The 26,292-nt window shown below is 64.7% G+C and carries 22 protein-coding genes and 1 riboswitch; of the genes, 11 read left to right on the top strand and 11 right to left on the bottom strand.

The annotated features are described in order from the left end of the window. Positions 1–10: 10 nt before the first annotated feature. Positions 11–409 carry a PaaI family thioesterase gene (locus WIMU1_RS15205; protein WP_062798661.1) on the bottom strand — a complete coding sequence of 133 codons (399 nt, stop codon included), beginning with the start codon at positions 407–409 and terminating at the stop codon, positions 11–13. 339 nt (positions 410–748) lie between these two features. Between WIMU1_RS15205 and WIMU1_RS15210 the strand changes: the two genes are divergently transcribed. The 10 genes from WIMU1_RS15210 (at position 749) to WIMU1_RS15255 (ending at position 12,981) form a co-directional block, all read left to right on the top strand. Next, complete coding sequence (locus tag WIMU1_RS15210; protein ID WP_023958072.1) at positions 749–1,165, top strand: BlaI/MecI/CopY family transcriptional regulator; 417 nt, start codon at positions 749–751, stop codon at positions 1,163–1,165. Between the two features lie 8 nt (positions 1,166–1,173). Beyond that, on the top strand, positions 1,174–2,121 hold the full coding sequence (locus WIMU1_RS15215) for a M56 family metallopeptidase (RefSeq protein ID WP_062798389.1): 948 nt from the start codon (positions 1,174–1,176) through the stop codon (positions 2,119–2,121). 42 nt (positions 2,122–2,163) lie between these two features. Continuing rightward, on the top strand, positions 2,164–3,606 hold the full coding sequence (gene gnd, locus WIMU1_RS15220; protein WP_062798391.1) for an NADP-dependent phosphogluconate dehydrogenase: 1,443 nt from the start codon (positions 2,164–2,166) through the stop codon (positions 3,604–3,606). 120 nt (positions 3,607–3,726) lie between these two features. Further along, positions 3,727–5,169 (top strand): GMP reductase, encoded by a 1,443-nt coding sequence (gene guaB1 / locus WIMU1_RS15225; protein ID WP_062798392.1) that lies wholly within the window; start codon positions 3,727–3,729, stop codon positions 5,167–5,169. A 170-nt stretch (positions 5,170–5,339) separates the two neighbouring features. Then, on the top strand, positions 5,340–6,728 hold the full coding sequence (locus WIMU1_RS15230; protein WP_062798394.1) for a hemolysin family protein: 1,389 nt from the start codon (positions 5,340–5,342) through the stop codon (positions 6,726–6,728). Beyond that, complete coding sequence (locus WIMU1_RS15235; protein WP_023958061.1) at positions 6,721–7,797, top strand: hemolysin family protein; 1,077 nt, start codon at positions 6,721–6,723, stop codon at positions 7,795–7,797. The genes WIMU1_RS15230 and WIMU1_RS15235 overlap by 8 nt, the downstream gene beginning before the upstream one ends. Beyond that, positions 7,794–8,711 (top strand): hypothetical protein, encoded by a 918-nt coding sequence (locus WIMU1_RS15240; RefSeq protein ID WP_062798396.1) that lies wholly within the window; start codon positions 7,794–7,796, stop codon positions 8,709–8,711. Before WIMU1_RS15235 ends, WIMU1_RS15240 begins: the two co-directional genes overlap by 4 nt. Positions 8,712–8,757: 46 nt before the next feature. Beyond that, on the top strand, positions 8,758–10,941 hold the full coding sequence (locus tag WIMU1_RS15245) for a malate synthase G (RefSeq protein WP_062798397.1): 2,184 nt from the start codon (positions 8,758–8,760) through the stop codon (positions 10,939–10,941). A 100-nt stretch (positions 10,942–11,041) separates the two neighbouring features. Further along, entirely contained in the window at positions 11,042–11,644 is a 603-nt protein-coding gene (gene lppU, locus WIMU1_RS15250) for an LppU family putative lipoprotein (protein WP_062798399.1), read from the top strand. Between the two features lie 164 nt (positions 11,645–11,808). Further along, complete coding sequence (locus WIMU1_RS15255; RefSeq protein ID WP_062798401.1) at positions 11,809–12,981, top strand: substrate-binding domain-containing protein; 1,173 nt, start codon at positions 11,809–11,811, stop codon at positions 12,979–12,981. A 13-nt stretch (positions 12,982–12,994) separates the two neighbouring features. On the opposite strand, the gene gcvP is transcribed toward WIMU1_RS15255, so the two are convergent. From gcvP to secA2, 9 genes are all read right to left on the bottom strand, one after another. Further along, positions 12,995–15,826: an aminomethyl-transferring glycine dehydrogenase gene (gene gcvP / locus WIMU1_RS15260; RefSeq protein WP_062798403.1), complete on the bottom strand. Its 2,832-nt coding sequence runs from the start codon at positions 15,824–15,826 to the stop codon at positions 12,995–12,997. A gap of 190 nt (positions 15,827–16,016) precedes the next feature. Then, a riboswitch (glycine riboswitch) is annotated at positions 16,017–16,110 on the bottom strand. 53 nt (positions 16,111–16,163) lie between these two features. Next, on the bottom strand, positions 16,164–16,805 hold the full coding sequence (locus WIMU1_RS15265) for a MerR family transcriptional regulator (protein ID WP_023958051.1): 642 nt from the start codon (positions 16,803–16,805) through the stop codon (positions 16,164–16,166). Positions 16,806–17,064: 259 nt separating this feature from the next. Continuing rightward, entirely contained in the window at positions 17,065–17,580 is a 516-nt protein-coding gene (locus WIMU1_RS15270) for a bifunctional nuclease family protein (protein ID WP_062798404.1), read from the bottom strand. A gap of 98 nt (positions 17,581–17,678) precedes the next feature. Then, positions 17,679–18,368, bottom strand: coding sequence for a transcriptional regulator FtsR (ftsR, locus tag WIMU1_RS15275; protein WP_062798665.1), 690 nt, complete (start codon positions 18,366–18,368; stop codon positions 17,679–17,681). Between the two features lie 35 nt (positions 18,369–18,403). Then, on the bottom strand, positions 18,404–18,862 hold the full coding sequence (garA, locus tag WIMU1_RS15280; protein ID WP_030162599.1) for a glycogen accumulation regulator GarA: 459 nt from the start codon (positions 18,860–18,862) through the stop codon (positions 18,404–18,406). Between the two features lie 207 nt (positions 18,863–19,069). Further along, on the bottom strand, positions 19,070–19,474 hold the full coding sequence (gcvH, locus tag WIMU1_RS15285) for a glycine cleavage system protein GcvH (RefSeq protein WP_062798667.1): 405 nt from the start codon (positions 19,472–19,474) through the stop codon (positions 19,070–19,072). Between the two features lie 72 nt (positions 19,475–19,546). After that, the gene (locus tag WIMU1_RS15290) at positions 19,547–20,179 is read right to left on the bottom strand and encodes a CDP-alcohol phosphatidyltransferase family protein (RefSeq protein WP_023958041.1); all 633 of its coding nucleotides are present in this window, start codon (positions 20,177–20,179) and stop codon (positions 19,547–19,549) included. A 76-nt stretch (positions 20,180–20,255) separates the two neighbouring features. Next, positions 20,256–20,765, bottom strand: a complete 510-nt coding sequence (locus tag WIMU1_RS15295; protein ID WP_062798406.1) for a DinB family protein — start codon at positions 20,763–20,765, stop codon at positions 20,256–20,258. Positions 20,766–20,934: 169 nt separating this feature from the next. After that, positions 20,935–23,373 (bottom strand): accessory Sec system translocase SecA2, encoded by a 2,439-nt coding sequence (secA2, locus tag WIMU1_RS15300; RefSeq protein ID WP_062798668.1) that lies wholly within the window; start codon positions 23,371–23,373, stop codon positions 20,935–20,937. Between the two features lie 156 nt (positions 23,374–23,529). On the opposite strand from secA2, the gene WIMU1_RS15305 reads away from it, so the two are divergent. Further along, complete coding sequence (locus WIMU1_RS15305) at positions 23,530–25,101, top strand: hypothetical protein (protein ID WP_062798408.1); 1,572 nt, start codon at positions 23,530–23,532, stop codon at positions 25,099–25,101. Positions 25,102–25,127: 26 nt separating this feature from the next. Here WIMU1_RS15305 and WIMU1_RS15310 read toward each other — a convergent pair whose 3' ends face one another. After that, positions 25,128–26,273, bottom strand: a complete 1,146-nt coding sequence (locus tag WIMU1_RS15310; protein WP_062798410.1) for a hypothetical protein — start codon at positions 26,271–26,273, stop codon at positions 25,128–25,130. Between the last annotated feature and the right edge of the window lie 19 nt (positions 26,274–26,292).

Below are 26,292 nucleotides of genomic sequence, written 5' to 3' on the forward strand. Positions count from 1 at the left end.
CCGGCGCAGATCAGTTCTCGGCGGCGATGTTCTGCAGCCGTACCCGGCCCTGCGCGATCAACTTGCCCGACTCGTCGGTGATGTCGACCTCCCACAGCTGCTGACGACGGCCCCGATGGATCGGTTTCGAACGTGCAGTCATGGTGCCCGTGCTCACCGCCCGGAGGAAGTCGGTGCTGTTGTTCACCCCGACGACATGGGAATCGGTGATCCCCTTGCTGTGCAGCCATATCTGACCCGACGTGCTCGCGACCGATTCGACCACCGAGCAGTACACGCCACCGTGAACGATGCCCCAGGGCTGCAGGAGCTTGGGGGCGATCTCGAACGTCGCGGTGACCTCGTCAGCTGTTGCCGTTTGCATCTGCAGACCGAGCTCGTTGTCGAAGCCCTTGGGCAACGTGCCCATCGTCTCGGTCAGATCGATGTTGTCTGTCACCGTGGTTCTCCCTTGCCTGAGGCCGCGCTCTCGGACTACGCGTCGCGTGATCGACAGTCTGTCAAAACCCGGATGACGGGTCCGCCCGCGGTGACCCTCTCGACCGGATGAGCACGACACAAAGAATCAGCAGGCCCCACCTTTCGGTGGGGCCTGCTGTGGCGCGGACCGGGGGTCTCTGCAGCCCTCAGGACACTCGCTCGGTCCCACGTAAGGATGAATGTAGGCTAGCCTTACCAACCTGTCAACCGCGACGGAAGAAAATTGATGGCACCACGCGTTGAGCTGTTTGATGAGAAGAAACGTAAAGTGAGAAGAATGAACGGGTTGGGTGAGCTCGAGCGGGCAGTCATGGACAATTTGTGGTCGTCCGCCGAACCGCAGACGGTGCGTCAGGTACACGCAGCTCTGTCGGCGGATCGCGAACTCGCGTACACGACTGTGATGACCGTGCTCCAGCGACTGGCGAAGAAGAATCTCGTCACGCAGCTGCGCGACGACCGTGCCCACCGCTACTCGGCCACCCATCCGCGTGAGCACCTCGTGGCGAGCTTGATGGTTGACGCGCTGAGCGAAGCGGACGAGGCTGGATCACGGCAGGCCGCCCTGGTTTCCTTTGTGGGCCGGGTCGGCGCCGACGAGGCGGAAGCGCTTCGACGTGCACTGGATGAACTGGAATCGGCCCGCGGAGCCCACGGCGAGTCATATCGATCTTCTGAGCCCTAGGACCTATTTTGACCGCGTTGGTGTTCGGGATCGTGGCTCTCGTTCTCGTGGGCCCGGCCCCGTCGTGGCTCTCGCGCGCGCAGTGGCCGCTCCGCGCCCCGCGTGCGGCCATGGCCCTGTGGCAGTCGATCGCCATCGCGGCAGTGCTCTCCGCGTTCAGCTGCGGCCTCGCCATCGCCGCGAATCTTCTTGTCCCCGACGCGCAGGGACGACCCACGACGAACCCGTTCGACGAGATCGAAAGCCTCGGCTTGGTGCTCTGGACGGTCTACGTCAGCGTGTTCTTGATCACACTCCTCATCGGTGCGCGGCTGTTCTACACCGTGATCCGGGTCGCCATGCGTACCAGGGCGCGCCGGTCGGCCCACCGTGAACTCATCGATCTGCTCGACCGGATGGATCGCACCGTCCCCGGCGATCCGCTCAGTGCGCGCGACGTGCGCATGCTCGAGGTCGATCAGCCCATGGCGTACTGCCTCCCCGGCCTGCGACAGCGTGTCGTCGTCAGCGAGGGCACCGTTGCCCGATTGCGCCGGGATGAACTCGACGCCGTGATCAGTCACGAGCGTGCACATCTACGCGCCCGACACGACCTGATACTCGAAGCCTTCATCGCCGTTCATGAAGCCTTCCCCCGGTTCGTCCGTAGCCGTTCAGCGCTGGGTGCCGTGCAGTTGCTCGTCGAGCTGCTCGCCGACGACACCGCCATCCGCTGTGCCGGGCGCAAGCAGCTCGGCCGGGCCCTGGTCGCGTGCGCCGATTCGGTGGCGCCCCGCGGCGCGATGGCCATCGGCGGACCCAGCACCCTCACCCGAGTGCAGCGGCTCGTCGACACCCGTCCGGCCACAGCCATCTCGGCGTTCGCCTACGTCGCCGCCGCCGCGATCCTGGTGATCCCGACGGTCGCCGTGGCCGTTCCCTGGCTCACCGAGCTGCATCGCCTGATCGACAACTGATCTCGCCGCGAGGTCCGGTGAGCTTAGTCATAGGGTGTACGCATGACTGAAACAGCTGCCCGCGCCCAGATCGGTGTCACCGGCTTGGCGGTGATGGGCTCCAACATCGCCCGAAACTTCGCCCGTCACGGCCACACCGTCGCACTGCACAACCGCAGTATCGCGAAGACCGACGCACTGATCGAAAAGCACGGCCACGAGGGAGACTTCGTGCGAACCGAGACAGTCGCCGAATTCGTCGCGGCGCTCGAGAAGCCCCGTCGTGTCCTGATCATGGTGAAAGCCGGCGCCCCGACCGACGCGGTGATCGAGGAGCTCGCCGCCGAGATGGAGGAAGGCGACATCATCATCGACGGCGGCAATTCGCTCTACACGGACACCATCCGGCGCGAAGCCGCGATGTCCGAGCGTGGTCTGAACTTCGTCGGCGCGGGTATCTCCGGCGGCGAAGAGGGTGCGCTCAACGGACCGTCGATCATGCCGGGCGGACCGGCCAAGTCCTACGAGTCCCTCGGCCCGTTGCTCGAATCGATCTCCGCCCACGTCGACGGGGAGCCCTGCTGCACCCACATCGGCCCCAACGGTGCCGGACACTTCGTGAAGATGGTCCACAACGGCATCGAGTACGCGGACATGCAGCTCATCGGCGAGGCATACGACCTCATGCGCAAGGCCCTAGACCTCCCTGTCGCAGAGATCGCCGACGTCTTCCGCGAGTGGAACTCGGGAGACCTCGACAGCTACCTCGTCGAGATCACCGCCGAGGTCCTCAGCCAGGTGGATACCGAGACAGGCAAGCCACTCGTCGACGTCATCGTCGATGCCGCGGGTCAGAAGGGCACCGGCCGCTGGACCGTGAAGTCGGCTCTCGATCTGGGCATCCCCACCACCGGCATCGCCGAGGCGGTCTTCGCCCGGGCGTTGTCGAGCGCAACCGATCAGCGAAAGCAGGCACAAGGCCTGGCGTCGGGCACGCTGGCGGCGGCACCATCGGACAAGGCGACCTTCATCGACGACATCAACAAGGCGCTCTATGCGTCCAAGGTGGTCGCGTACGCACAGGGCTTCGACCAGATCGCGGCCGGCAGCAAGGAATACGACTGGAACCTGCATCCCGGCGACCTCGCCACCATCTGGCGGGGCGGCTGCATCATCCGGGCCAAGTTCCTCAACCGCATCCGCGACGCCTACTCGGAGAACCCGGAGCTGCCCAGCCTGCTCCTCGCTCCGTACTTCCGCGACGCGGTCGAGAATGCTGTGGACAGCTGGCGGCGCGTCGTCGCCACCGCGACCACGATGGGCATCCCCGTTCCGGCGTTCGCATCGTCGCTCTCGTACTACGACGCCCTGCGCGCCGAGCGACTGCCGGCTGCTCTGACCCAGGGGTTGCGTGACTTCTTCGGCGCGCACACCTACCAGCGCGTCGACAAAGAAGGCACGTTCCACACGCTGTGGAGTGAAGACCGTACGGAGATCGAGGCCTGATCCCCGATTGGACGACCGGCCCCCGGTCTTGTGTTGCTGTGACACCTCCCACCTGCAGGTTGGTCTGTCACAACGGCACAAGGTCGGGGGTTTCGGGCTTCCCGGGTAGAATTGCCTCACGTGCGCTTCCTTGACGATCATTTCCCGAGCCATGACCTGACCTACGACGATGTCTTCCTCGTCCCCGGTCGAACCGACGTCACCTCACGATTCGATGTCGACCTGTCCACCTCGGACGGCTCGGGAACCACCATTCCCCTGGTCGTCGCCAACATGACCGCTGTCGCAGGACGGCGGATGGCCGAGACCGTGGCGCGGCGTGGTGGACTCGTGGTGCTACCGCAGGACCTTCCCATCAGCGCGGCCGCCGACATGATCTCGTTCGTCAAGGGACGGCGCCTTGTCGCCGACACCCCTGTGGTTCTCGGTGGCGACGCAGCGGTGTCAGATGCCCTGGCGCTTCTGCCCAAGCGTGCCCACGGCGCGGTGGTCGTCCTCGACACCGATGCGGCGACGCCCATCGGAGTGGTGACCGAGCGGGCCTGTGTCGACGTGGACCGGTTCGCGCGGCTCACCGAAGTGCTCGACCCCGACTTCGTCACCGCCCCCGTGGGAACGCCGCCGCGAGAGATCTTCGAGCTGCTCGAGGGAGCCCACACCGACCTGGCCGTGCTCACCGAGCCGGACGGAAGCCTCGCGGGAGTGTTGACCCGCGTGGGTGCTCTGCGTGCGGGCATCTACCAACCCAATGTCGACGGCGCCGGACGACTGCGCGTCGCCGCTGCGGTGGGCATCAACGGCAACGTGACGGCCAGGGCGACTGCGCTGGTCGAGGCCGGTGCCGATCTGCTCGTCGTCGACACCGCGCACGGTCACCAAGAACGCATGCTGGCGGTGTTGGGGCAGATCGCCGACGCCGATCTCGGCGTGCCCCTGTGCGCCGGCAACGTGGTCTCGGCGCAGGGCACCAAGGACCTGATCTCCGCGGGCGCCTCGATCGTCAAGGTCGGGGTGGGGCCGGGCGCCATGTGCACCACTCGGATGATGACCGGCGTGGGTCGGCCCCAGTTCTCCGCTGTTGCCGAATGTGCCTCGGCGGCAAGGGGTTCGGGCGCCCACGTCTGGGCAGACGGTGGCGTGAGGCATCCCCGCGACGTGGCCCTGGCCGTTGCCGCGGGCGCCTCGAACGTGATGATCGGTTCCTGGTTCGCCGGAACGTACGAGAGTCCGGGTGACCTGAAGTGGGACCGCGACGGCAAACCCTACAAGGAGAGCTTCGGCATGGCCTCCAAACGAGCGGTCGCGGCACGGACAGCCACCGACAGTGCGTTCGACCGCGCACGCAAGGCGCTGTTCGAGGAAGGGATCTCGAGCTCGCGGATCGCCCTGGACCCCGAGCGTCCCGGCGTCGAAGACCTCATCGACCACATCTGCGCAGGAGTTCGCTCGACGGCGACGTACGCGGGCGCGCGGTCGCTCGACGAATTGCACGACAAAGCAGTCCTGGGGGTGCAGTCGGCAGCGGGCTTCGCGGAGGGACGGCCATTACCGACGGGTTGGTGACCCGTTAAGATCGTTGATATTCCGGCATCACATTTCACTGCCCTACATCTGGAGGCTGGATTGTTGCGCCTCCACCGGGAGCGGAGCGAAGTTCTCTTGTCTCGACCGTCACCGCGCGAATTCCGCCTCGCCGTGTCATCGGAACCCGTAGACGACCGTGGTGATCGTTGATGCAAGCGCTCATCCTGGCCGGCAGCCTCCTCGGTTTCCTCGCACTGACCTTGGGAACGGCTCTGTTCGTCGCGGCCGAGTTCTCGCTGACCGCTCTCGAACGGTCCACGGTCGAGAACGACGTACGGACTCGGGGTGACCTACGGTCGAGGCAGGTCAGCAAGGCCCACCGGTCGCTCTCGTTCCAGCTGTCCGGTGCCCAACTCGGCATCACGATCACCACGCTTGTCACCGGTTACATCGCCGAGCCGGTGTTGGCCCAGCTCTTCGAGCCGGCCTTCGAAGCGGTAGGGCTCCCGGACGGCGCGACAACGGCCGTCTCACTCATCCTCGCCCTTGTGATCGCCACGTCGTTGTCGATGGTCCTGGGTGAGTTGATCCCGAAGAACCTGGCGATCTCCAAGCCACTGCCCACAGCCCGGGCCACCGCCGGTCCGATGAGTTTGTTCTCGGCAACCTTCCGGTGGCTGATCAACGCTCTCAACGGCACCGCGAACTGGGTGGTCAGGCGCCTCGGCGTCGAGCCCGCCGAGGAACTACGGTCGGCGCGTTCCCCCCAGGAACTCGGCAGTCTCGTTCGCAATTCGGCCCGGCAAGGCGCCCTGGACCCCGGCACCGCTGCTCTCGTCGACCGCTCCCTGCAGTTCGGCGAACGTACGGCCGAGGAACTGATGACCCCGCGGGTGACCGTGGAGTCGCTCGACATCCACGACACCGTTCGCGACCTGATCCTCGCCTCATCCCGTACCGGCTACTCCCGATTCCCGATCCTCGATGGCGGCGACCTCGACAACATCATCGGCATCGTCCACATAAAGCAGGCGTTCACCGTCCCTCTGACCGCGCGCGCGACCACGCAACTGGGCACCCTCGCGCGGGACGTCCCCGTGGTTCCGGCAAGTCTCGACGGTGACGCACTGATGCAGCAGATCCGGGCAGACGGATTCCAGGTGGCCGTGGTCGTCGACGAGTACGGCGGCACAGCCGGGATCGTCACCACCGAAGACCTGATCGAAGAGATCGTCGGCGACGTCACCGACGAACACGACGACGAGCAAGCCGACGTCCAGCGCGATGGGGACGGATACATCTGCAACGGACTGCTGCGTATCGACGAGTTGCTGGATGCGATCGGATACCGGGCACCGGACGGCCAATACGACACCCTGGGCGGGCTGTTGATGTTCCAGCTCGGTCGCATCGCCAGAGAAGGTGACGTGATCGATCTCCCCGTCCGTACAACCGCTTCCGAGGACGACGAGGATTCGTCGCTGACGGAGTCGGATCAACGGTGGCAGGCGCGTGTGGTCCGGATGGAAGGTCGCCGGATCGACGTCGTCGCGTTGACGCCGCTGTCCGGGTCAGATGTGGAGCATTCCGATGGGTGATCTCTTCGGTGTTGTCCTGACTGTGTTCCTCCTGGGCGGCAACGCCTTTTTCGTCGCCGCCGAGTTCTCACTGATCTCTGCTCGTCGCGACCGCCTCGAGGCACTCGAGGAGCAAGGCAAACGCCGGGCGCGCACGGTCATCGAGGCAGGCGAACATCTGTCGCTGATGTTGGCCGCAGCCCAGCTGGGCATCACGATCTGTTCGATCCTGCTCGGACGGGTCGGGGAACCGGCGATCGCGCACCTCATCGAAAAGCCATTGGAACTCGTCCACGTACCGCACGGCCTTCTGCACCCGATCGCCTTTGCGCTCGCGTTGTCGCTGGTGGTTGTGCTGCACATCCTCCTCGGCGAGATGGTGCCGAAGAACATCGCGCTTGCCGGCCCCGAACGTTCGGCGATGCTCCTGGTGCCGGTGCACCTGCTGTTCATCAAGATCGCCCGACCGCTGATCGCGTTCTACAACTGGTCGGCGAACGTCTCGCTGCGCATCATGCGGGTGGAGCCGAAAGACGAACTGGACGCGACCGTCTCGGCCAACGAGCTGTCGCAGATGTTGGGCGAGTCACGGCAAGAAGGCCTCATCGACGAAGAAGAGCACGACAGGCTCACGCGTGCACTCCAGACCTCTGGTCGGACGGTACTCGAAGTGGCGATCCCGCTCAGCGAACTGCGCAGTGTGCAGGTCACCAAGGACGCCGAGACCGGCCGTGTCGGGCCAACTCTCGGCTCGATCGAGCAAGCAGTCACCGACACCGGTTTCTCGCGTTACCCGGTGCGCGGCACCGACGGCACCTACACCGGTTACCTTCACCTCAAGGATGTCCTCGACGAGATCCTCGACGAATCGGTGGGTCCCGACAGCATCATCGGTGTCGACAAGATCCATCCGCTCCCGGTCCTGGCGGACCGCACAGCGCTCGACGAGGCCACCTCGGCCATGCGGCGCACCAGTTCCCATCTCGCCGCCGTGGTCGACGACAACGGTCGCACGGTTGCGGTGGTTGCCCTGGAGGATCTCGTCGAGGAGTTCGTGGGAACGGTGCGCGACGAAACGCACCGCGTGTGAGTGGGTTCGTGGCCGTCCAGTCTCCTGTCGCCCAGGACTGGCAGGCCGCCGCACAGGCACATCGTGAGCGGGTCGACTCTCTGCTGAGCCGGCACCCGGGACGAATTCACGACGCCACCGGGGGCGAGGTCGTTCATCCCGTGTGGGGATTCTTGTTCACCTACTACAGCTATCGCCCCGCTCAATTGCGCCGCTGGCACCCCGGTTTCGGACACCCGATCAGCGGTCCCGCCGCTCGCCGCTACCTCGACTACTCCGGATACGCAGAGGTCAACGGGGTGGTCACCGTGGATCCGCGCCACCTCGCCAAGCGACGCGAGACCGTCGAGTACGTCCACGACCTGCTGTCGGCAACCCGCGAACGCCCCGCCCGGCTGAACTGTTTCGGTCTGCATGAGTGGGCGATGGTGTACGCCGCCCCTTCCGAGCAGATCAGGCACGCGGGCGTTCCTCTGCGACTGTCATCCGCCGACACCGACGCAGTGGTCCGTTCCCTGCCGCTTCGATGCACCCACTACGACGCGTACCGCTTCTTCACCGAACCTGCTCGGCCACTGAACCTGACGGTGCTCGACCGGACGACTCAACAGGACGCAGAACAACCAGGGTGCATCCATGCCGGAATGGATCTGTACAAGTGGGCGTTCAAGCTGTCGCCGCTTTTACCTTCCGAGCTCGTGGTGGACGCATTCGAGATGGCACTGCGCTTCCGCGAGCTCGACATGCGGGCAAGTCCCTATGACCTGACGGCGTTCGGATTCGAACCCATCGCCATCGAAGAGGCCGCCGGCCGTAGCGAATACGTCCGGGCACAGTCGGTCCTGACCCATCACGCCCAGATTGTCCGTGCCCGGCTCATCGACCGATGCAGTGCGCTGCTGACCGGCGAGGAGCCTTTTCCTACCCATGAGTAACATAGAGGTCGAAATTGACCTGGATCGAAAGAAAGTGAGGCCGGTTATGGCTCAGCGCGTCACCGTCGACGGCGGCTTGCAGGTTGCGTCCGTTCTTTACGACTTCATCAACAACGAGGTGTTGCCCGGCACCGGCGTAGACCAGGATGCGTTCTGGGCAGGTGCTGCGGCGGTCATCACCGACCTCACCCCACGCAACCGTGAGCTGCTCGCCATCCGCGACGACCTTCAGGCCAAGGTCGACCAGTGGCACCGCGACAACCCGGTCTCGGACCCCGCTTCGTTCGATTCCGACGCCTACAAGGTGTTCCTGACCGACATCGGTTACCTCGCCCCGGTCCCCGACGATTTCCAGATCACCACCTCAGGTGTGGATGACGAGATCACCAGCACCGCCGGGCCGCAGCTGGTGGTGCCCATCCTCAACGCCCGGTTTGCCCTGAACGCTTCGAACGCCCGTTGGGGATCGCTCTACGACGCGCTGTACGGGACCGATGTCATCCCCGAGTCCGACGGCGCCGAGAAGGGCAAGTCGTACAACAAGGTTCGCGGCGACAAGGTCATCGCGTTCGCCAAGGACTTCCTCGACACTGCAGCACCTCTGGAGTCCGGCAAGCACGCCGACGCCACCGGTTACGCCGTCGTCGACCAGCAGGTGCAGGTCACCCTCGCCGGTGGTTCCACCACCGGCTTCGCCGATCCCGCCGCGTTCGCCGGATACTCCGGTGACGCAGCTGCTCCCAGCGGTATCCTCGTGCGCCACAACGGACTTCATCTGGAGATCCAGATCGACGCGGACTCCCCCATCGGGTCGACAGACCCGGCCGGGGTCAAAGATGTGCTGGTCGAGTCTGCGGTCACCACGATCATGGACTTCGAGGATTCGGTCGCCGCCGTCGACGCCGAGGACAAGGTCACCGGCTACCGCAACTGGCTCGGCCTGAACAAGGGCGATCTGGCCGAAGAGGTCACCAAGGGCGGTAAGACCTTCACCCGCGTGCTCAATCCCGACCGCACCTACACCGCTCCTGACGGGTCGGAATTGACCCTGCACGGGCGGTCGCTGTTGTTCGTGCGCAACGTCGGTCACCTGATGACCAACGACGCGATCATCGCCGCCGACGGCAGCGAGGTCCCCGAGGGCATCCTCGATGCGCTGTTCACCTCGTTGATCGGTAGCCACGGCCTCAAAGCCGACGGGCTGCAGAACTCGCGGACCGGTTCGATCTACATCGTGAAGCCGAAGATGCACGGCCCAGACGAGGTCGCCTTCACGGTCGAGTTGTTCGGCCGGGTCGAGCAGGTCCTGGGGTTGCCCACCGGCACGCTCAAGGTCGGGATCATGGACGAGGAACGCCGCACCACGGTGAACCTCAAGGCCTGCATCAAAGCAGCGGCCGACCGCGTTGTGTTCATCAACACCGGTTTCCTCGACCGCACCGGCGACGAAATCCACACCTCGATGGAAGCCGGAGCCGTCGTCCGCAAGGCAGAGATGAAGGCGCAGACCTGGATCAAGGCCTACGAAGACTTCAACGTCGACACCGGCCTGCACGCGGGCCTGCAGCACAAAGCGCAGATCGGTAAGGGGATGTGGGCCATGCCCGACCTGATGGCCGACATGCTCGAGCAGAAGATCGGTCACCCCAAGGCCGGCGCGAACACCGCATGGGTGCCCTCTCCCACCGCCGCGACGCTGCATGCGCTGCACTACCACCAGATCGACGTGTTCGAACGCCAGAACGAGATCGCCAAACGCGATCCGGCGTCGGTCGAGGACATCCTCACCATCCCCCTCGCTCCCCGCACCGACTGGAGCGACGAGGAAAAGCGTGAAGAACTCGACAACAACTGCCAGTCCATCCTCGGGTACGTGGTGCGGTGGATCGATCACGGCGTCGGCTGCTCCAAGGTGCCCGACATCCACGACGTCGCACTGATGGAAGACCGCGCGACACTACGGATCTCGAGCCAGCTACTGGCCAACTGGCTCCGCCACGGCATCGTGTCCGAAGCAGACGTCGTCGCAGCTCTCGAGCGGATGGCACCGGTGGTCGACAAGCAGAACGCCGGCGACCCGACCTACCGGCCGATGGCCGCCGACTTCGAGGCATCCATCGCCTTCCAGGCAGCCAAGGAACTCATCCTCGAAGGCGGCCGGCAACCCAACGGCTACACCGAGCCGATCCTGCACCGGCGTCGGCGCGAGTTCAAGGCCGCCAACGCCTGACCTCCGAAGCGCGGCGCAGGGCGTCGTCGTCTGATAATTTCCTTGTGGCCCGAGCACTGTGCTCGGGCCACAAGGCATTTCTCACCGAAAGTCGAGCACCGTGCTTTCTGACGTCCGTAAACTCGCCCTGCTGGCCGTTGCCGCGGCAGCCCTCACCTTCTCGGCCGCGGGCTGCACCAGCGACGAGACCGGCACAGCCACAACTGCTTCCAGTTCTGCGGCCGTGTCCACCGCAGACCCTTCGGAGACGTCGGAGGCCCCCTCCACCACTTCGGAGGACAGCGGTGAGATCACCGAGATCGACGCCGAGGTCGGTGACTGCGTGAACCTCACCGGCACGATGCTCGACGCGAAGATCGCCCCGGCAACCTGCGGTGCCGTCGACTCCCACTACACCGTCGTGGCGAAGGTCGCCGATGAGAACAGCTGCCCGTCGGACGTCGATCAGACGTACTACGAGGAGCTGAACGGCTCCACGACCGGGGTGCTCTGTCTCGACATCGACTGGGTTGTCGGCAAGTGCTTCGAGATGGGCACCGCGTCGGACAGCACCGTCCAGGTGCCCTGTACCGGGTCCACCGGCGAGCGCATCATCGCGGTCCTGCCCAACACCGTGGACGAGACCGACTGCCCCGCAGAGACAGAGACCTATTACACCTACGACGAACGCAAGAAGATCGTCTGCACCGTCGCACTGTCCTGACCTGGGTTCGTGCCGATGCCTTCGGCGCGGGCGGCTCCACCACCAGGAGATACGACCGCATAGACTGCGCAGCACAAGTCAGTCGGCAACCCGGTGGAGCTGTGACCAGCCTTCGCCGAAGCTGTAGGTTGCGGTGGACATGAACTTCGTGGATTGAGGTGTGCGTGGGCGAGCATCGCAGGGCCGGTGGCAGACGCGGTGTCAGCCGTGGCCTTCTTGTACTGGCCATCGCAGTGGTCGTCGTCGTCGCGCTCGGATTCCTATGGGTTCTGTTGGGCGACCGGATCAACGAACAGGGCAAGGATGCGGCCGCCCGCTGCGTCGAGGGCGATCTCTCGGTGTCGATCGTCAGCGACCCCGGTCTCGCGGTCCCTCTCAAGGCCGTCGCGGACAAGTACAACAAGACGCGTCCCACCGAACGCGACCGTTGCATCACGATCGAGGTTCGCCCAGGCGATGCCAAGGTGACACTGGACGGCCTCACCGGGGATTGGGACACCGCGTCGCGCGGACAATTCCCGGCCGCATGGATTCCGCAGTCGTCCGTGTGGAGTTCACAACTCATCGCTGCCCGGCCGGATGTGGTCGACGGATCCCCGTCGTCACTCGTGACCAGTCCGGTGGTCCTGGCGATACCGGCTGCAGCGGCCGAGGCCATGGACGGCGATGTCGGCTGGATCGAGTTGCCGACCCTACAGCGCTCGACCAAGGCGATGGACGATCTCGGACTCCGCGGCTGGGGCGAACTCAAGATGGCGATGCCCGTTGGCCCGCAATCGGACGCGACGATGCTGGCGGCCCAGGCCATCGCCACCGAGGTGTCGCGCACACCCAGCGGACCGTTGTCTCCGGAAGACGCTGCCTCCCCGCTTGTCTCGTCAACGCTCCGCGCGATGCTCGCCTCAGCGCCGGCGACGGATCTGGGATCGTCCGAGAGCGGGGTGCGGGCACTGCAGCAGCAAGCCGATCCCGCGACAGGCAGTATCCATGCCGTACCGATCACCGAACAGCAGCTGTATGCGATCACCAAGGACGACGCCAACTCTTCGGTGGTGGCGCTGTTCCCCTCCGGGCCGACACCCATGGCCGACTTCCCGGTGGTCGAGATGACCGGTGATCAGGTGGACGCGGCACAACGAGACGCCGTCGGCGCCTTCATCGACTATGTCCACGACCCCGAACAGATCTCGACCATCACCTCACTGGGTTTCCGCGGCGCAGGTCAGCTGCCGCCGGCAACCTCGACCGTGACGTTCCCGGTGACGCCGACACCCATGCCGATGCCGTCGCCCGAGGCACAGAACGCGATCACCGAGGTGCTCACCCGGCGCAGCTGAACCCCGCCCGGTTTCAGGCGAACGCCTCGATCGGCGGGCAACTGCAGACCAGATTGCGGTCGCCGAACGCGCCGTCGATACGCCGCACCGCGGGCCACACCTTCGCTCGGGCACCCGCGGACGGCAGTCCGTTCGGGTACACGGCGACCAGTCGGTCATAGCTGTGCTCCCAGTCCCCGACGAGACACTCGGCGGTGTGCGGGGCACCTCGCAGTGGGTTGTCGTCGGCCGGCCACTGACCGTCCGCCACTTTGTCGATCTCCGCGCGAATAGAGATCATCGCGTCGCAGAATGCCTCGATCTCGTCGAGGTTCTCGCTCTCGGTGGGCTCGATCATCAGCGTTCCGGCGACTGGGAAACTCATCGTCGGAGCGTGGAATCCGTAATCGGCCAGACGTTTTGCGACGTCGTCCACTGTCACGCCCGTGCTCTTGGTGATCGGTCGCAGGTCGATGATGCACTCGTGCGCCACCCGGTTGCCCGCGCCGGTGTACAGCACGGGGTACGAGTCGTTCAGCCGGGCAGCGATGTAGTTGGCGGAGGCGATCGCCGTCAGCGTTGCCTCCCGCAAGCCCTCGGCTCCCATCATCCGGATGTATGCGTAGGTGATCGGCAGGATCGACGCCGAGCCGTAGGGCGCACCCGAGATGGTGAGATCGCCAGGCAGCTCATCAGCCAGTGGATGTCCCGGCAGGAACGGCGCGAGGTGCTCTCGCACTCCGATCGGGCCGACGCCGGGACCGCCGCCACCGTGCGGGATGCAGAACGTCTTGTGCAGGTTCAGATGGCTGACGTCTCCACCGAAGCGCCCCGGGCGAGCCACTCCCACCAGTGCGTTGAGATTGGCACCGTCGACGTAGACCTGGCCGCCTGCGTCGTGCACCGCGGCGCAGATGTCACCGACCTCGTCCTCGAAGACACCGTGGGTCGAGGGATAGGTGAGCATGATCGCTGCCAGATCGGCGGCGTTGGCGTCCACCTTGGCGCGTAGGTCGTCTACGTCCACGTCGCCGTTGTCACGGCAGGACACCACGACCACCCGCATGCCCGCCATGACCGCGGATGCTGCGTTGGTCCCGTGGGCACTCGACGGGATGAGGCAGACCGTGCGGTTCGAGTCACCGCGGCTGCGGTGGTATTCGCGAATGGCCAACAGCCCGGCATATTCGCCCTGCGAGCCCGCGTTGGGCTGGACGCTGACCCGGTCGTAGCCGGTGATCGCGACGAGCCAGTCCTCGAGCGAAGCGATGATCTTGCGCATGCCGGGTACGTCACCTGCCGGAGCAAAGGGATGCAGCCGGGAGATGGTCGGCCAGGTGATGGCTTCCATCTCGGCGGCGGCGTTCAACTTCATCGTGCACGAGCCGAGTGGGATCATGCTCCGATCCAATGCGATGTCCTTGTCGGCAAGACTCCGCAGGTACCGCATCATCGCGGTTTCGGTGCGGTACCTGTTGAACGCCGGATGGGTCAGGTATTCGCTTGTGCGGCTGTCGATCTCAGGCCAGTCCTTGGCGGCGTTCGAGGCGTCGACCCCAAACGCGTCGCGGACCGCGGACACGTGGTCCGCGGTGGTCGCCTCATCGCAGGCGATCGCGACATGGTCGTCGTCCACCAGTCGGAGGTTGATGCCACGTTCCTTGGCTGCGGCGACGACGCCGGCGGCCCGTCCCGGCACGGAGGTCAGCACGGTGTCGAAGAACTTGTCGTGCACCACCTCGACACCACCGGACCGCAGCGCCGCCGCTAGTGTGCGGGCATGCCCGTGCACCCGGCTCGCGATGGCGCGAAGGCCGTCGGCGCCGTGGTAGCTGGCGTACATTGCGGCGATGATCGCGAGCAGCACCTGCGCGGTGCAGATGTTGCTGGTCGCCTTCTCTCGCCGGATGTGCTGCTCACGGGTCTGCAGCGACAACCGGTAGGCGAGGTTGCCGTCGGCGTCCTTCGAGACACCGACGAGGCGACCCGGCAATTGCCGGGCGTGTTTGGCGTGGACTGCCAGGTAACCGGCGTGGGGTCCACCGAAGCCCATGGGCACCCCGAAGCGTTGGGTGGTCCCGAAACACACGTCGGCCCCCAGCTCGCCGGGCGCAGCGATCAGCGTGAGGGCCAGCAGGTCGGCGCCGACGGCGACCAGCGCACCGCGCTCGTGTGCCGCCTCGATGAGCGGCGTGCAGTCGATGACGCGGCCTGACGCTGCCGGGGTCTGCAGGAGGACGCCGAAGAAGTCTCCGTCGGGAAGTCCTTGCGCGAGGTCGGTGGTGACGATCTCGATCCCCAGCGGTTCGGCGCGGGTGGCGATCACCGCTGCCGTTTGCGGGAAGACGTCACTGTCGACGACAAATCGGGGCGACTTGCTCTTGCCAGCCCGGCGCAGCAGGGTCATGGCCTCGGCGGCCGCAGTCGACTCGTCGAGCATCGACGCATTGGCCACCTCCATGCCGGTCAGGTCCGACACCATCGTCTGGAAGTTGAGCAGGGCTTCGAGGCGGCCTTGACTGATCTCGGGCTGGTAAGGGGTGTAGGCGGTGTACCACGCCGGGTTCTCGAGGATGTTGCGGACAAGGACAGGCGGGGTGAGGGTGTCGTAGTAGCCGAGGCCGATCATCGTCGTCGCGACGGTGTTCTCGGCTGCGAGTGCGGCGAGTTCGGCGAGCACTTCGTGTTCGGATGCCGCCGGCGGCAGTGCTTCTAGACCGTTGTCCTGCGGGCCGTCGAGAATGCCTGCAGGCACCACTTGCCGGGCCAGGTCGTCGAGCGAGTCGGCGCCGATGAGCGAGAGGATTCGGCCGAGCTCGCTGTTGTCAGGACCGATGTGTCGATGAGTGAAGGAAGAGCCGGTCATGGTGGGACCTCCGCAGCGGTCACCGACGGGGCGACCACAGGTTGTGCCGACCGAAGCCGGACGCCGGTCCTCCCCCTCTGTCCTATCCACACTGCCCGAGGGACCGGTGGACGCCTGAGAGATTCAGCCGCAGTTGATGCGGCCTTTCACCATGGGCGGACGGCTGATGCCGCCACTCTCCAGAGACGCCGACGACGACACGGTCCTGGGTGCCTGAGAGTTTGACGGAGAGGTGTTGCTCCTTCGGCGGTCACACTGCTGTGACGCTCTCCCGGGTCGCTGCGACGCGGGTTCAGTCTAGACCGACGCCGGGAGACATTGCCGGAGGGGCGATGTTCTAGCCGGTGCGGCGAGCCCGGCTCTTGCGGCGCGAGGCCAGCTCGTCCTCGGGGGCGGCTTCGGTGACACCGCCGTCGGCACGCTCGGCCGGGAAGTCGGCGATGGTTCCGCTCAGTTCACGCATGGCACCGCTGACCGCGATCCCGAAAACACCCTGACCGCCCTGCAGGAGGTCGACGACTTCCTCGGCGGACGTGCACTCGTACACCGTCGTCCCGTCGGAGAACAGGGTGATGCGCGCCAGGTCTTCGACCCCGCGCTTGCGGAGGTGATCGACGGCCACGCGGATGTTCTGCAGCGAGATGCCCGTGTCCAGAAGTCGCTTGACGATCTTCAGGACCAGGATGTCCTTGAAGGAATAGAGCCGCTGGCTGCCGGAGCCTGCGGCGCCGCGGATGGACGGGACGACCAGCGAGGTGCGGGCCCAGTAGTCGAGCTGGCGGTAGGTGATACCCGCGATCTGGCACGCGCTGGGCACTCGGTAGCCGACGAGTTCGTCGGGCACGGTGTCGTTGGGGAACAGTCCCGGGATGATGTCGTCCAGCGACCCCTGCGACGGTCGGTCGATCCGGTGGGCATTCTCCCCTTGGGCAGTCTCCCCCACATGGGCAGTTTCACCGTCGTGTGGCTGATCGCCCACTGGGATCTCCTCGCGTGCTCTGTCGGTGACCGTCCGAGCGACGTCTTGGCGCCGACGGGCCCAAGTTTACGCGCTCTGACTGGTCAAAATCACATCACCGCAATTTTCACGGCCTGGGAATGACCGTAGGTCCAGGAGGGGCGCCGATCAACGCGACTCGCCCTAACCCTGAACCTAAACTCGAGCTTTAGACGATTCGTGACCCCACGGTTTCCGTTCTGTGATCCAAGCCGGCTGCATCACCGTCAGAACGGAAGGCTCATGCGCCTCCGGTGGCCTTGAAGTCGTCCGGCGACACCGAGTCGAGGAACTCCTTGAACTTCTCCACCTCGTCCTCTTTGACCTCGCCTGCCGGTTCGTCGTCGGCGTCGTCGCTGTCGTCATCGGGCATCAGCAACCCGGCTTCGGCGAGTACGGACTCCTCGGCGTAGATCGGCACCTCTGCTCGCATCGCGATCGCGATGGAATCCGAGGGCCGGGCGGAGATGCGCAGATCCCCGGCGAACACCAGGTCTGCGTAGAACGTGCCCTCTTGCATGTCGACGATGCGGACTTCGACGAGTTCATGACCGAGCGCATTGATCAGGTTGACGATCAAGTCGTGCGTCAGCGGTCGGGGCGGCTCGATACCCTTCTGTCGCAAGGCAATCGAGGCTGCTTCGCTCTGCCCGATCCAGATGGGCAGGAAGCGCTCACCACTGGTCTCCTGCAGGAGCAGGACCGGCTGGCTCTGCGGCGGTTCGACCCGGATACCTACAACGCGCATTTCACTCATGCGATCGGCCCTCCCAACGCTTGTGTGGGCGAATGCTGCACCGCCATCAATCCTATGGCAAGTGAGGCCGCGCGACGACCGAGAAAGCCAAGAGTGGCTCAGTCGAGCACTTCGCGGACGGCCTGCTTGACCAATTGGGTGTGCAGTGTCACCGACAGGGCGGCGATCTCTCGCACCATCTCCTCGGCCCGGTCGCGGGCCCCGGTGCCCTTGCCCTTGGCGATGGGTCCGGCGATCTGCGCGACCAGACCCGCCTCGCGTTCCGCCGAGACCTTGAATGCCCGCAGATGCCGCGCCTGGAGACCGAAGTTCGCGAGGGCTGCTGCTGCCGCGACCAGCCGCACAGCATCCTCATCGAAGAAGCCGCGAGGACCCGGCACGAGTAGACCGTTGTCGCACAGTTCGGTGACGAAAGCCGAGTCGACCCCGGTGCGCTCGAGGAGGGTGTCACGGCTGAGCCGGCCACCCCCGCCCTGCGAGAAGTCCGTCGCCGGCGCCACCCAGTTCTTCGCGGAAGACAGCAGTCGGGGCCCGGCTTGTGTATCGGACTGAGCGCCACGATCGATCTCGTCGAGTTGTTCCTTGATCACCTTGAGCGGAAGGTAACGATCGCGCTGAGCAGTGAGCACGAACCGCAACCGCTCGCAGTCCGCCCGACTGAATCGGCGGTAACCCGATGGCGACCGCTCGGGTGTGATCAGACCTTCAGACTCGAGAAACCGGATCTTCGAGATGGTGACATCCGGGAATTCGCCGCGCAGCTGATCGAGGACCGAGCCGATTGACATCGATCCTTCAGATTGCTGCCCCGCCGACGGAGAGGTCACGCGTTCGAGGAACCTTCGTCACCACTGGGGCCGGTCAGGAAGACGAGACGGAACTTGCCGATCTGCACCTCGTCGCCGTTGGCGAGAACGGCGGAATCGACCGGCTCGCGGTTGACGTAGGTGCCGTTGAGGCTGCCCACATCCACCACCTGGAAGTCGTTGTCGCCCAAGCGGAACTCAGCGTGACGGCGACTGACCGTCACGTCGTCGAGGAAGATGTCGCTGTCGGGGTGCCGACCGGCCGATGTGGTGGCCTGGTCGAGCAGAAAACGAGAACCGGCGTTGGGGCCGCGTTTGACGACGAGCAGCGCGGTGCCTGCGGAGAGCCGCTCGACTCCGCTGTCGGCCGATACGGTGGCGGATCCTCCGGTCGACTCCATCTCTTTGATGAAATCGGCCCGGAAGACCGAAGTGGTCTCTACCGGAGCCTCGATGTCCTTCTCGTTGTCGCTCACCAATTCTCCTTCTTCGTAATTGTCCCCGCGGCCCGGAAGGGGGCCAAGTCGTTCCACGGCATTTCGGCGGTCGATCGCTCACACGCCGGATTCGTCCTCATCAAGTGGTTTGGGGAATTACCCGTGACCTAGACCGTACCCTGCCATCGGCCGCAGATGCATAAAGCTGCTGCATACAGTTCCCAAACCGACCCGTCACGGGTTGCCCTATCCGGCAGTGACTTCGCGATATCCGGACGCATCGAGCATCTCACCCAACACGGCGTCGAGATCTGCGTCGTCACCGACGTTGATCTCCACCAACCAGCCCATGCCGTAGGGCTCGGAGTTGACCAGGTCAGGACTTGCTTCGAGCCGGTCGTTCACGTTGGTCACGACTCCGGCGAGCGGACCGAAGATGTCCGACACGCTCTTCGTCGACTCGACCTCGGCGAACGACTCCCCCACGACCACCTCGTCATCCACCGCGGGCAACTGAACGAAGACGACGTCGCCGAGCTGGTCCTGCGCGTAATCGGTGATCCCGACCCGAACGGTCGTGTCGGACACCTTTTTCACCCACTCGTGCTCGGTGGTGTAACGCAGATCGTCGGGAGTCTGCTTGTCGGTCACGTGTGACGCCTTCCGGTTAAGCATTCGCTTCGGGGGTTGAAGGGAGAATTTAGCGCACCATCGGTGTTCATCTCACCGGGGCGAGTTGTCTGGTGAGCTTTTCGCGTGATGCACGGGCGGCATCGTGCGCATCACCTGCACCACCTGTATCCAGTAGAGGACAAACGACCACAGGTACATGCCCGTGCCCCAGATCATGAAGGCCCATCCACAGGGATAGAAGATGTCGCCTATGACCGAATCGAGTTGCCCGGCAAGGATCATCGGGAACCCGTACATCAGCGCGAACGTCGCTGCCTTGCCGATGTAGATCACGGGCAGGGCCGTGAGGCCGCGGCTGCGTAGCAGCGGCGCGCTCGCCAGCAAGAGGACATCGCGGCCGATGAGTACACCGATCAGCCACCACGGCATGATCCCGCGGATCGCCAGGCCGATCGGTATGACCAGCATGTAGAGCCGATCGGCTGCAGGATCGAGGAGGGCGCCCAACCTGGACGATTGGTTCATCAGTCGGGCAATCTTGCCGTCCGCCCAGTCGGACAGCCCCGCGAAGAACAAGATCGCGAACGCCCAGCCGTCGGCTTCCTTCGCCAGCAGAACCCAGAGGAACACCGGCACCATCACGAGCCGAACGGCGCTGAGCAAGTTCGGAACGGTGAATATCCGATTCGTTTCCACAACCGGTTCCGGGCCGATCTCCTCCATGCGAACTACCCTGTCACATCCGCCGCAGTCGGCGTTTCGCGGTTGTCCGGCGCCTCGGTGCCTGCGCTCGTTGTCGTCAGCGCCCGGTCTGACCGTCGATCAGCTCGCGCAAGATGTCGGCGTGACCCGCGTGGCGGCCTGTCTCCTCGATCATGTGGGTCAGAGCCCAACGAACGCTTGGCGCAGGGCGTCCCGGCGCGGAACGTGGCAGACGCGCGGCGAGATCGGCACAACCGTCGAGGACATCGTTCGCCGACTCGACGGCCTGCCGGTACCTGGCGATCACGTCATCGACGCTGTCCGATGCCTCGGCGGTGAAGGTCGACTGCCACCTGGTGACCGTCTCGCCGAGGAATGTCGCCCGTTCCACATGAACGAGATGGTTGAGCAGGCCGAGCAAGTTCGTTCCGGAAGGTACCGCGGCCGCCCGCACCTGCGGTTCGGGAGCGCCTTCCACCTTCGCGATGATCGAGGTCCTCAAGTAGTCGAGGAATCCTCGGAGTACCTCGACTTCGCTGCTACCGGTCCGGGGTGGCGGCGTGTCCCGACGACGCGTGACGCGACCGGACGAGTTCGTGATCCCCATGGCCGGCTCCTCCGTTCGTCCGGCCATCCGCGACGTCGAACAGCCTGCCTGGCCAGCCTCGCCCAGGCGCCTCCGTCTGTCACGAAAACTTGCCGCATCGGCAAGAGCGGCCCGACGCACTCCTGACACCGGACCCGCGGGCCACCTTGCGCAGGCCCGCCCCCGACCGCTAGCGGAAGATGCCGATGATGCCCTGTAGCGCCTTTGCGCCACCGGAGCTGAACGGGCTGTCGTGCACCATGTACGTCCATGTGGTGGTCGAGCGGTGGAGGTCGGCCTGTTCCAGGTCGACACCGTCAGCAGTGATGACAGCTTCACGGAATGTCTTGCGAGCGTTGTCGACTGCTTCCCCGGGCAATCGGCCGAACTCATCGAGGATCAGCTTGTGGAATTCGTCGAGGGGGGACTCACGACCGAGTGAACGCAGGTGGATGCTGGCCCGGACGTCTGAGACGAATGCGAGATGGTCGGCCCATGCGCGGTCGAGATGGAACAGCATGATCTCGCGTGCGGCCTGCTCGAGGACCGCTACGGGGACGGGCTCGGCTTTCTCGACCGGTACCGACGAATCGGAGTCGACAGCGGTCTCAGCAGGTTCGTCGCCCACCGACTTCGTATCGGGAGCTTTGTCCGAATCGGCTGTCTCGGCCGGCTCGGAGGTCTCTCCGGTCAGTTCACGGTATCGATCGTTTTCCAGGTCCTTCAGCTCGGTGAGAGCGGTGTCGGTCGTCAGCAGCTTCATGCGCCGCGCGATCACGATGTCGCGTTGCTGGTTCACCAGTTGGTTGTAACGCCAGGTGTTCGCATGCAGTTCGAGCATGACGCCTTCGGCGACCCGCTGGGCTTGCTCGATCAGGTCGACACCCTTGGAGCCCAGCGACCCGTCCTCCGACGAACTGACCGGGTCGCGTTTGAGGGTGAGGTTGCGCGTGACAACCGGATCCTCCACGCTCGAGAAAAATACCGAGCGGCCCGGATCCCCTTGTCGCCCAGCCCGGCCGCGCAACTGGTTGTCGAGTCGTTCGGTGTCGTGGCGACCGGTACCGACCACGCAGAGTCCGCCGAGTTCGACCACTTCGTCCCGCTCGGACGTCGATTCGCCGTCCTTCTGGCCAGCGGAACCGCCGAGCTTGATGTCGGTGCCTCGCCCGGCCATCTGAGTCGACACGGTGACGGCATTCTTGGCACCGGCCTCAGCGATGATCTTGGCTTCTTGGGCATCGTTCTTGGCGTTGAGGACCACGCTCTGCACACCGGCCCGGCCGAGGAGGTGGGCGAGTTCTTCGGACTCCGCGACGTCGTGAGTACCGATCAGGATCGGCTGCCCGGTTTCGTGGATCTCCTTGACGAACTCGACGACGGCTTCGGCCTTGTTGGCCTTCGTGTCGTAGACCCGGTCGACCTCGTCGACACGGATGTTCTTCGTGTTGGGTGGGATTTGCGACACGGCCAGGTGATAGAACTGCCGGAATTGCTCACCGGCCGCCAGCGCCGTACCGGTCATTCCGCACACCTTCGGGTAACGCCCGATCAGCGCCTGAACGGTGATGGTGTCGATCACCTCGCCCGAATCGGTCTGCGCCAGGCCTTCTTTCAGCTCGACGGCTGCCTGCAGGCCATCAGGCCATCGCTGCAGCTGGGCGACTCGCCCCCGCGAGGCGTTGATGAGGTGGACTCCCCCGTCGCGCACGATGTAGTGCACGTCGCGCTCGAGCAGGATGTGTGCGTGCATCGCCACGTTGACGTGCACGAGCGTGGTACCCACATGCTCTTCGTCGTACAGGTTGATGCCACCGAGTTCTTGTTCGATGAACGCCGCACCCTCGTCGGTCAGGTAGACGTTCCTACCCTCGGCGTCGATCTCGTAGTGCGTCTTCTTCAACTTGCCGACGGCATCGTGAATGGGTTTGTCGGGCACTTCGCCGGTGGTCGCACCGGCGAGGATCAGCGGCACCAGCGCTTCGTCGACGAGCACCGAGTCGGCCTCATCGATGATCGCCACGTCAGGTTTCGGCGATACGAGGTCTTCCGCTCGGGTGGCGAGCTGGTCACGCAGTACGTCGAAACCCACCTCGTTGACCGAACCGTAGGTGATGTCGGTGTCGTAGGCGGCCTTGCGCTCCTCGCGCGTGGAGTTCTCCGACACCGCCGACGACGAGATGGCGAACTGGTCGAACAGAGGCTTCATCCACTCCGCGTCACGAGTGGCGAGGTAGTCGTTCACCGAGACCACGTGAACCCGATGTCCCTGCAGCACATAGCCGATCGCGGCGATTGCACCGGCCAACGTCTTGCCTTCACCGGTGGCCATCTCGATGATGTCGCCCTCGAGCAGCCGAAGCGCACCCTGCAGCTGTACGTCGAACGGCCGCATGTCCAGCGCCCGATCTCCGGCTTCACGGACCAGCGCCAGGAAACGGGCACGGTCCTCTCCTTCGGGGTCGGTGATGTCGAGCTTCTCCGCCTCGGTGGCGAAGTTCTCGTCGCTCAGCTCCGCCGCCCATGAGTCATGGTCGCCGGACTTCTTGATCAAGGTCAGAGACTTCGACTGGTTGCGCGAAGACTGCGCTCCCAGCAGTCGCCACATGTTGTTCGTGAGCTTTCCCACCGAGCCGTACTCCCGTCCATCTGCAAAAGTGCCGTGCTCCACCGTACGCGGAGTGCGTCCGCGGGATACCGTACGCGGCAGGCTTCCCGAGCAATCAGACTCTGCCACTTTCGCGCTGGTCACGGGAGCAATATGATTCCGTCCCGGAGGTGGCCAATGAGCTCGGATCGCGGTTCCGATCGGTCCAGACCGCCGGCAGTCAGGTTCGCGGTTCGCGCAGCGGTCGCCGGCGCGGTGCTGGGATGCGCGGTTGGTCTCGGCGCGTACAACAGCTGGCTCGTCTCGCTCTTGGTGGGCGTTCCGTTGGTGGTCACCGCGCTCGTCATCTCGCCGCGTCCCCGCCGGATCGACGGAATGCTGAAGGCAGGGCAGTCCCGCAAACAGATCCCCGTGACGATCGAGGCACTGACCAGATCAAGCCTCGACGCGTCGGATGTACAGCCCACACTTGTGACGGCAACGATCTCACCGCCCAATGACACCGACTATCGCGCGCGTTGGCTGACGGCGATGCCCAAGCCGGTCGCCGCAACCGTCCTGCAGGACGCCGACACCACACTTCCCTCTGCCCTGATCCCGCCTCGTCCCGACACCTCGCTGTCCTACGACGTAGGTATCGCGCCAGGTAAGGCCACAGAGTTCGGTAATCACCCGCCGAAGTCCACGCTGCTGCAACCTCTGGTCACCCTCCTCGTGGCGATAGCACTGTTCGTCGGTGTCGGCGATGGTTGGCACATCTCGGTGTCGCTGCCGGACGCTGGAATCTCATCCACCTCGGTCGAGGACACCGAATCGTCCTACGATCCTCAACAGCAGATCGATAACTTGTTGCGGCAGGTTCGAACTCTGGGACCGAATGCCGAGAACAGCATTCTCAGTCTTCGCATCACGCGCGACGGTTACGACAGCGCATCCGTGCTCGACCGAAAGACAGGCGAAAGCCTGGACATCGACTACACCGGGTCGAGCAAGACGTGGAGCGGACCGGAGCGCAACCCCACCGATTCGCGAGGGCCACGGACTTTTCGGGCAGATGAGTTGTCGCGGATGCAATTCACCACCATCCGAGCTCAGATGAACGCCGTCATCCCGGAGAGATCTCGGTTCTTCGAGTCGATGACGGTGGTGCGTTCGGGCGATGACCAGCCCGTCCTGGCGACGGCCGACTTCGGCGACGACATCGAGGACGGAGTCGACATCCAGGCGAACACCGAGGGAGTTGTTGCTACCTGGTTCAATCCAGGCGACTTTCAGACTTCGGTGACTCTAGCCGCGGAGATGATGGCCGAGGCCGGTATCCCGACGGACCAGCCGATTCTCAATAGGTTCGAGATCCGTGGAGATCCGGACTCGGCGACGATCTCGGCTGGAGACATACAGAATTCCGGCGGTGTACTCGTGGAGTACACCGACCTCAAATCGAGCGGGTCGCTGAGCCGCGCACCCGGCCACTTTCCTTCGCTGCGTATTTACAGCGAGAACAAGACCGGTCGGCTGCGTGCGGGTTCTTTCGCTTTCACCGACGTGTCGGCGTCTACTTTCGATCAGGTACGAAATGACGCGATGCGGCGCGGCAACGTCGACACGTTCGACCGCGACCTCGTGGACATCGAGGCTTCGCATCGGTATGTACTGGACAAGTATCAGACGGTCATCTCGATCAAATCCGGACCTGACCCGGCCGAGGAGATCTACTCTCTCGACGGCCAGTACATCGCACCGAAGTAGCCCGGCGACACTGCATTTGCCACCGTCTAGTCCGCCTCCAACGCCCTTCGCCGTCCCGCATCGATTTCCTCCATCGCCTGCGGCTGTGGATGAAGGCTGCCGCGGTCGGTCAGGTCGGTGACGATCTGCTTGATCTGGTTCAGGTACTCGGCCTGCTGCTCGCCCTGGACGTTTCGCGCATTCTCCAGCAGCGACAACGCAACCGTGAGTTCTTTCTGGTCGTTCACCTCGAGTAACCCGGTACCCACCGCGCGCCCATATTTCTCACATTCGACCCACGCCTTACGCAGGTCGATGACCGCCTGCTGATACTCGTCGGCACGGTCGATGTTGACCGGGAACGTATCGGTGCGCAGCTCTTGGGCGCGGTTCAACGTCGTGTGGAAGATCTCCACGGTGTCGACCGACACGTCGGTGACGGCCGGGAACCGGATGAGCAGCTCGGGCTCGAGTTCGTACTGGGCGTAGTCCGCCAGCACATCATCGTGTTGTTTGATTGCCGCCTGCCACAACCGTTTTGCGGCTTCCTCGCTGTCGGCGTTCGCGATGCGAGGGATCAACCGGCCAGGCGGGGGCTGTGCAGGTTGATATCCCGGCTCTGCCGCTGCGGGTTTGGCGAGGTCACCTGTGGCCTTACCCACCCTGACCATGCGCTTGGCGGGCTGATGGGCGCGGAGGCGGGCGATCACCTCCGCCGCGGCCGGGTCCGACTCGATCGCCGCGATCTGCCACTCCTGATCCGGGTTGCTCTCGAACCGCAGACGCAGGTACCGGCAGCCTCGGACGTGGAACTGATCAGCGCGCGACGACCGGCTGACGGATGTGTCGGTTGCCAGCTCCGAACTCTGTTTGACCGACAGCAGAGAGTCGAGCGGAAAGGAGTGCAGTGCGGAGTCGGCATTGCCGAAGTGGACCATCTCATCGTCCACGGTGATCGTCACGGCCGGCAGGTCACGGATGCGGCCCAACGCCGCCAGCAGCAGGCCCAGCCCCAATGTCACGATGACGATGAGACCGGTTGTCATGGGCGGGGCATCGACGATCGTCAGTGCGACCAACTCCAGCAGCGAGGCGATCACGAGCGCGCTCGAAGCTGTTGCGAGCCGTTCGTGAGTCGTACTGCGGTACTCGGTTCGGCACGTGACCGATGCGGGGCCGGAACTGCTCGCCACGTCTTGCCTCCTACGGTGC

The sequence above is a fragment of the Williamsia muralis NBRC 105860 genome, assembly GCF_001598915.1.
Taxonomy (GTDB): Bacteria; Actinomycetota; Actinomycetes; order Mycobacteriales; family Mycobacteriaceae; genus Williamsia; species Williamsia muralis.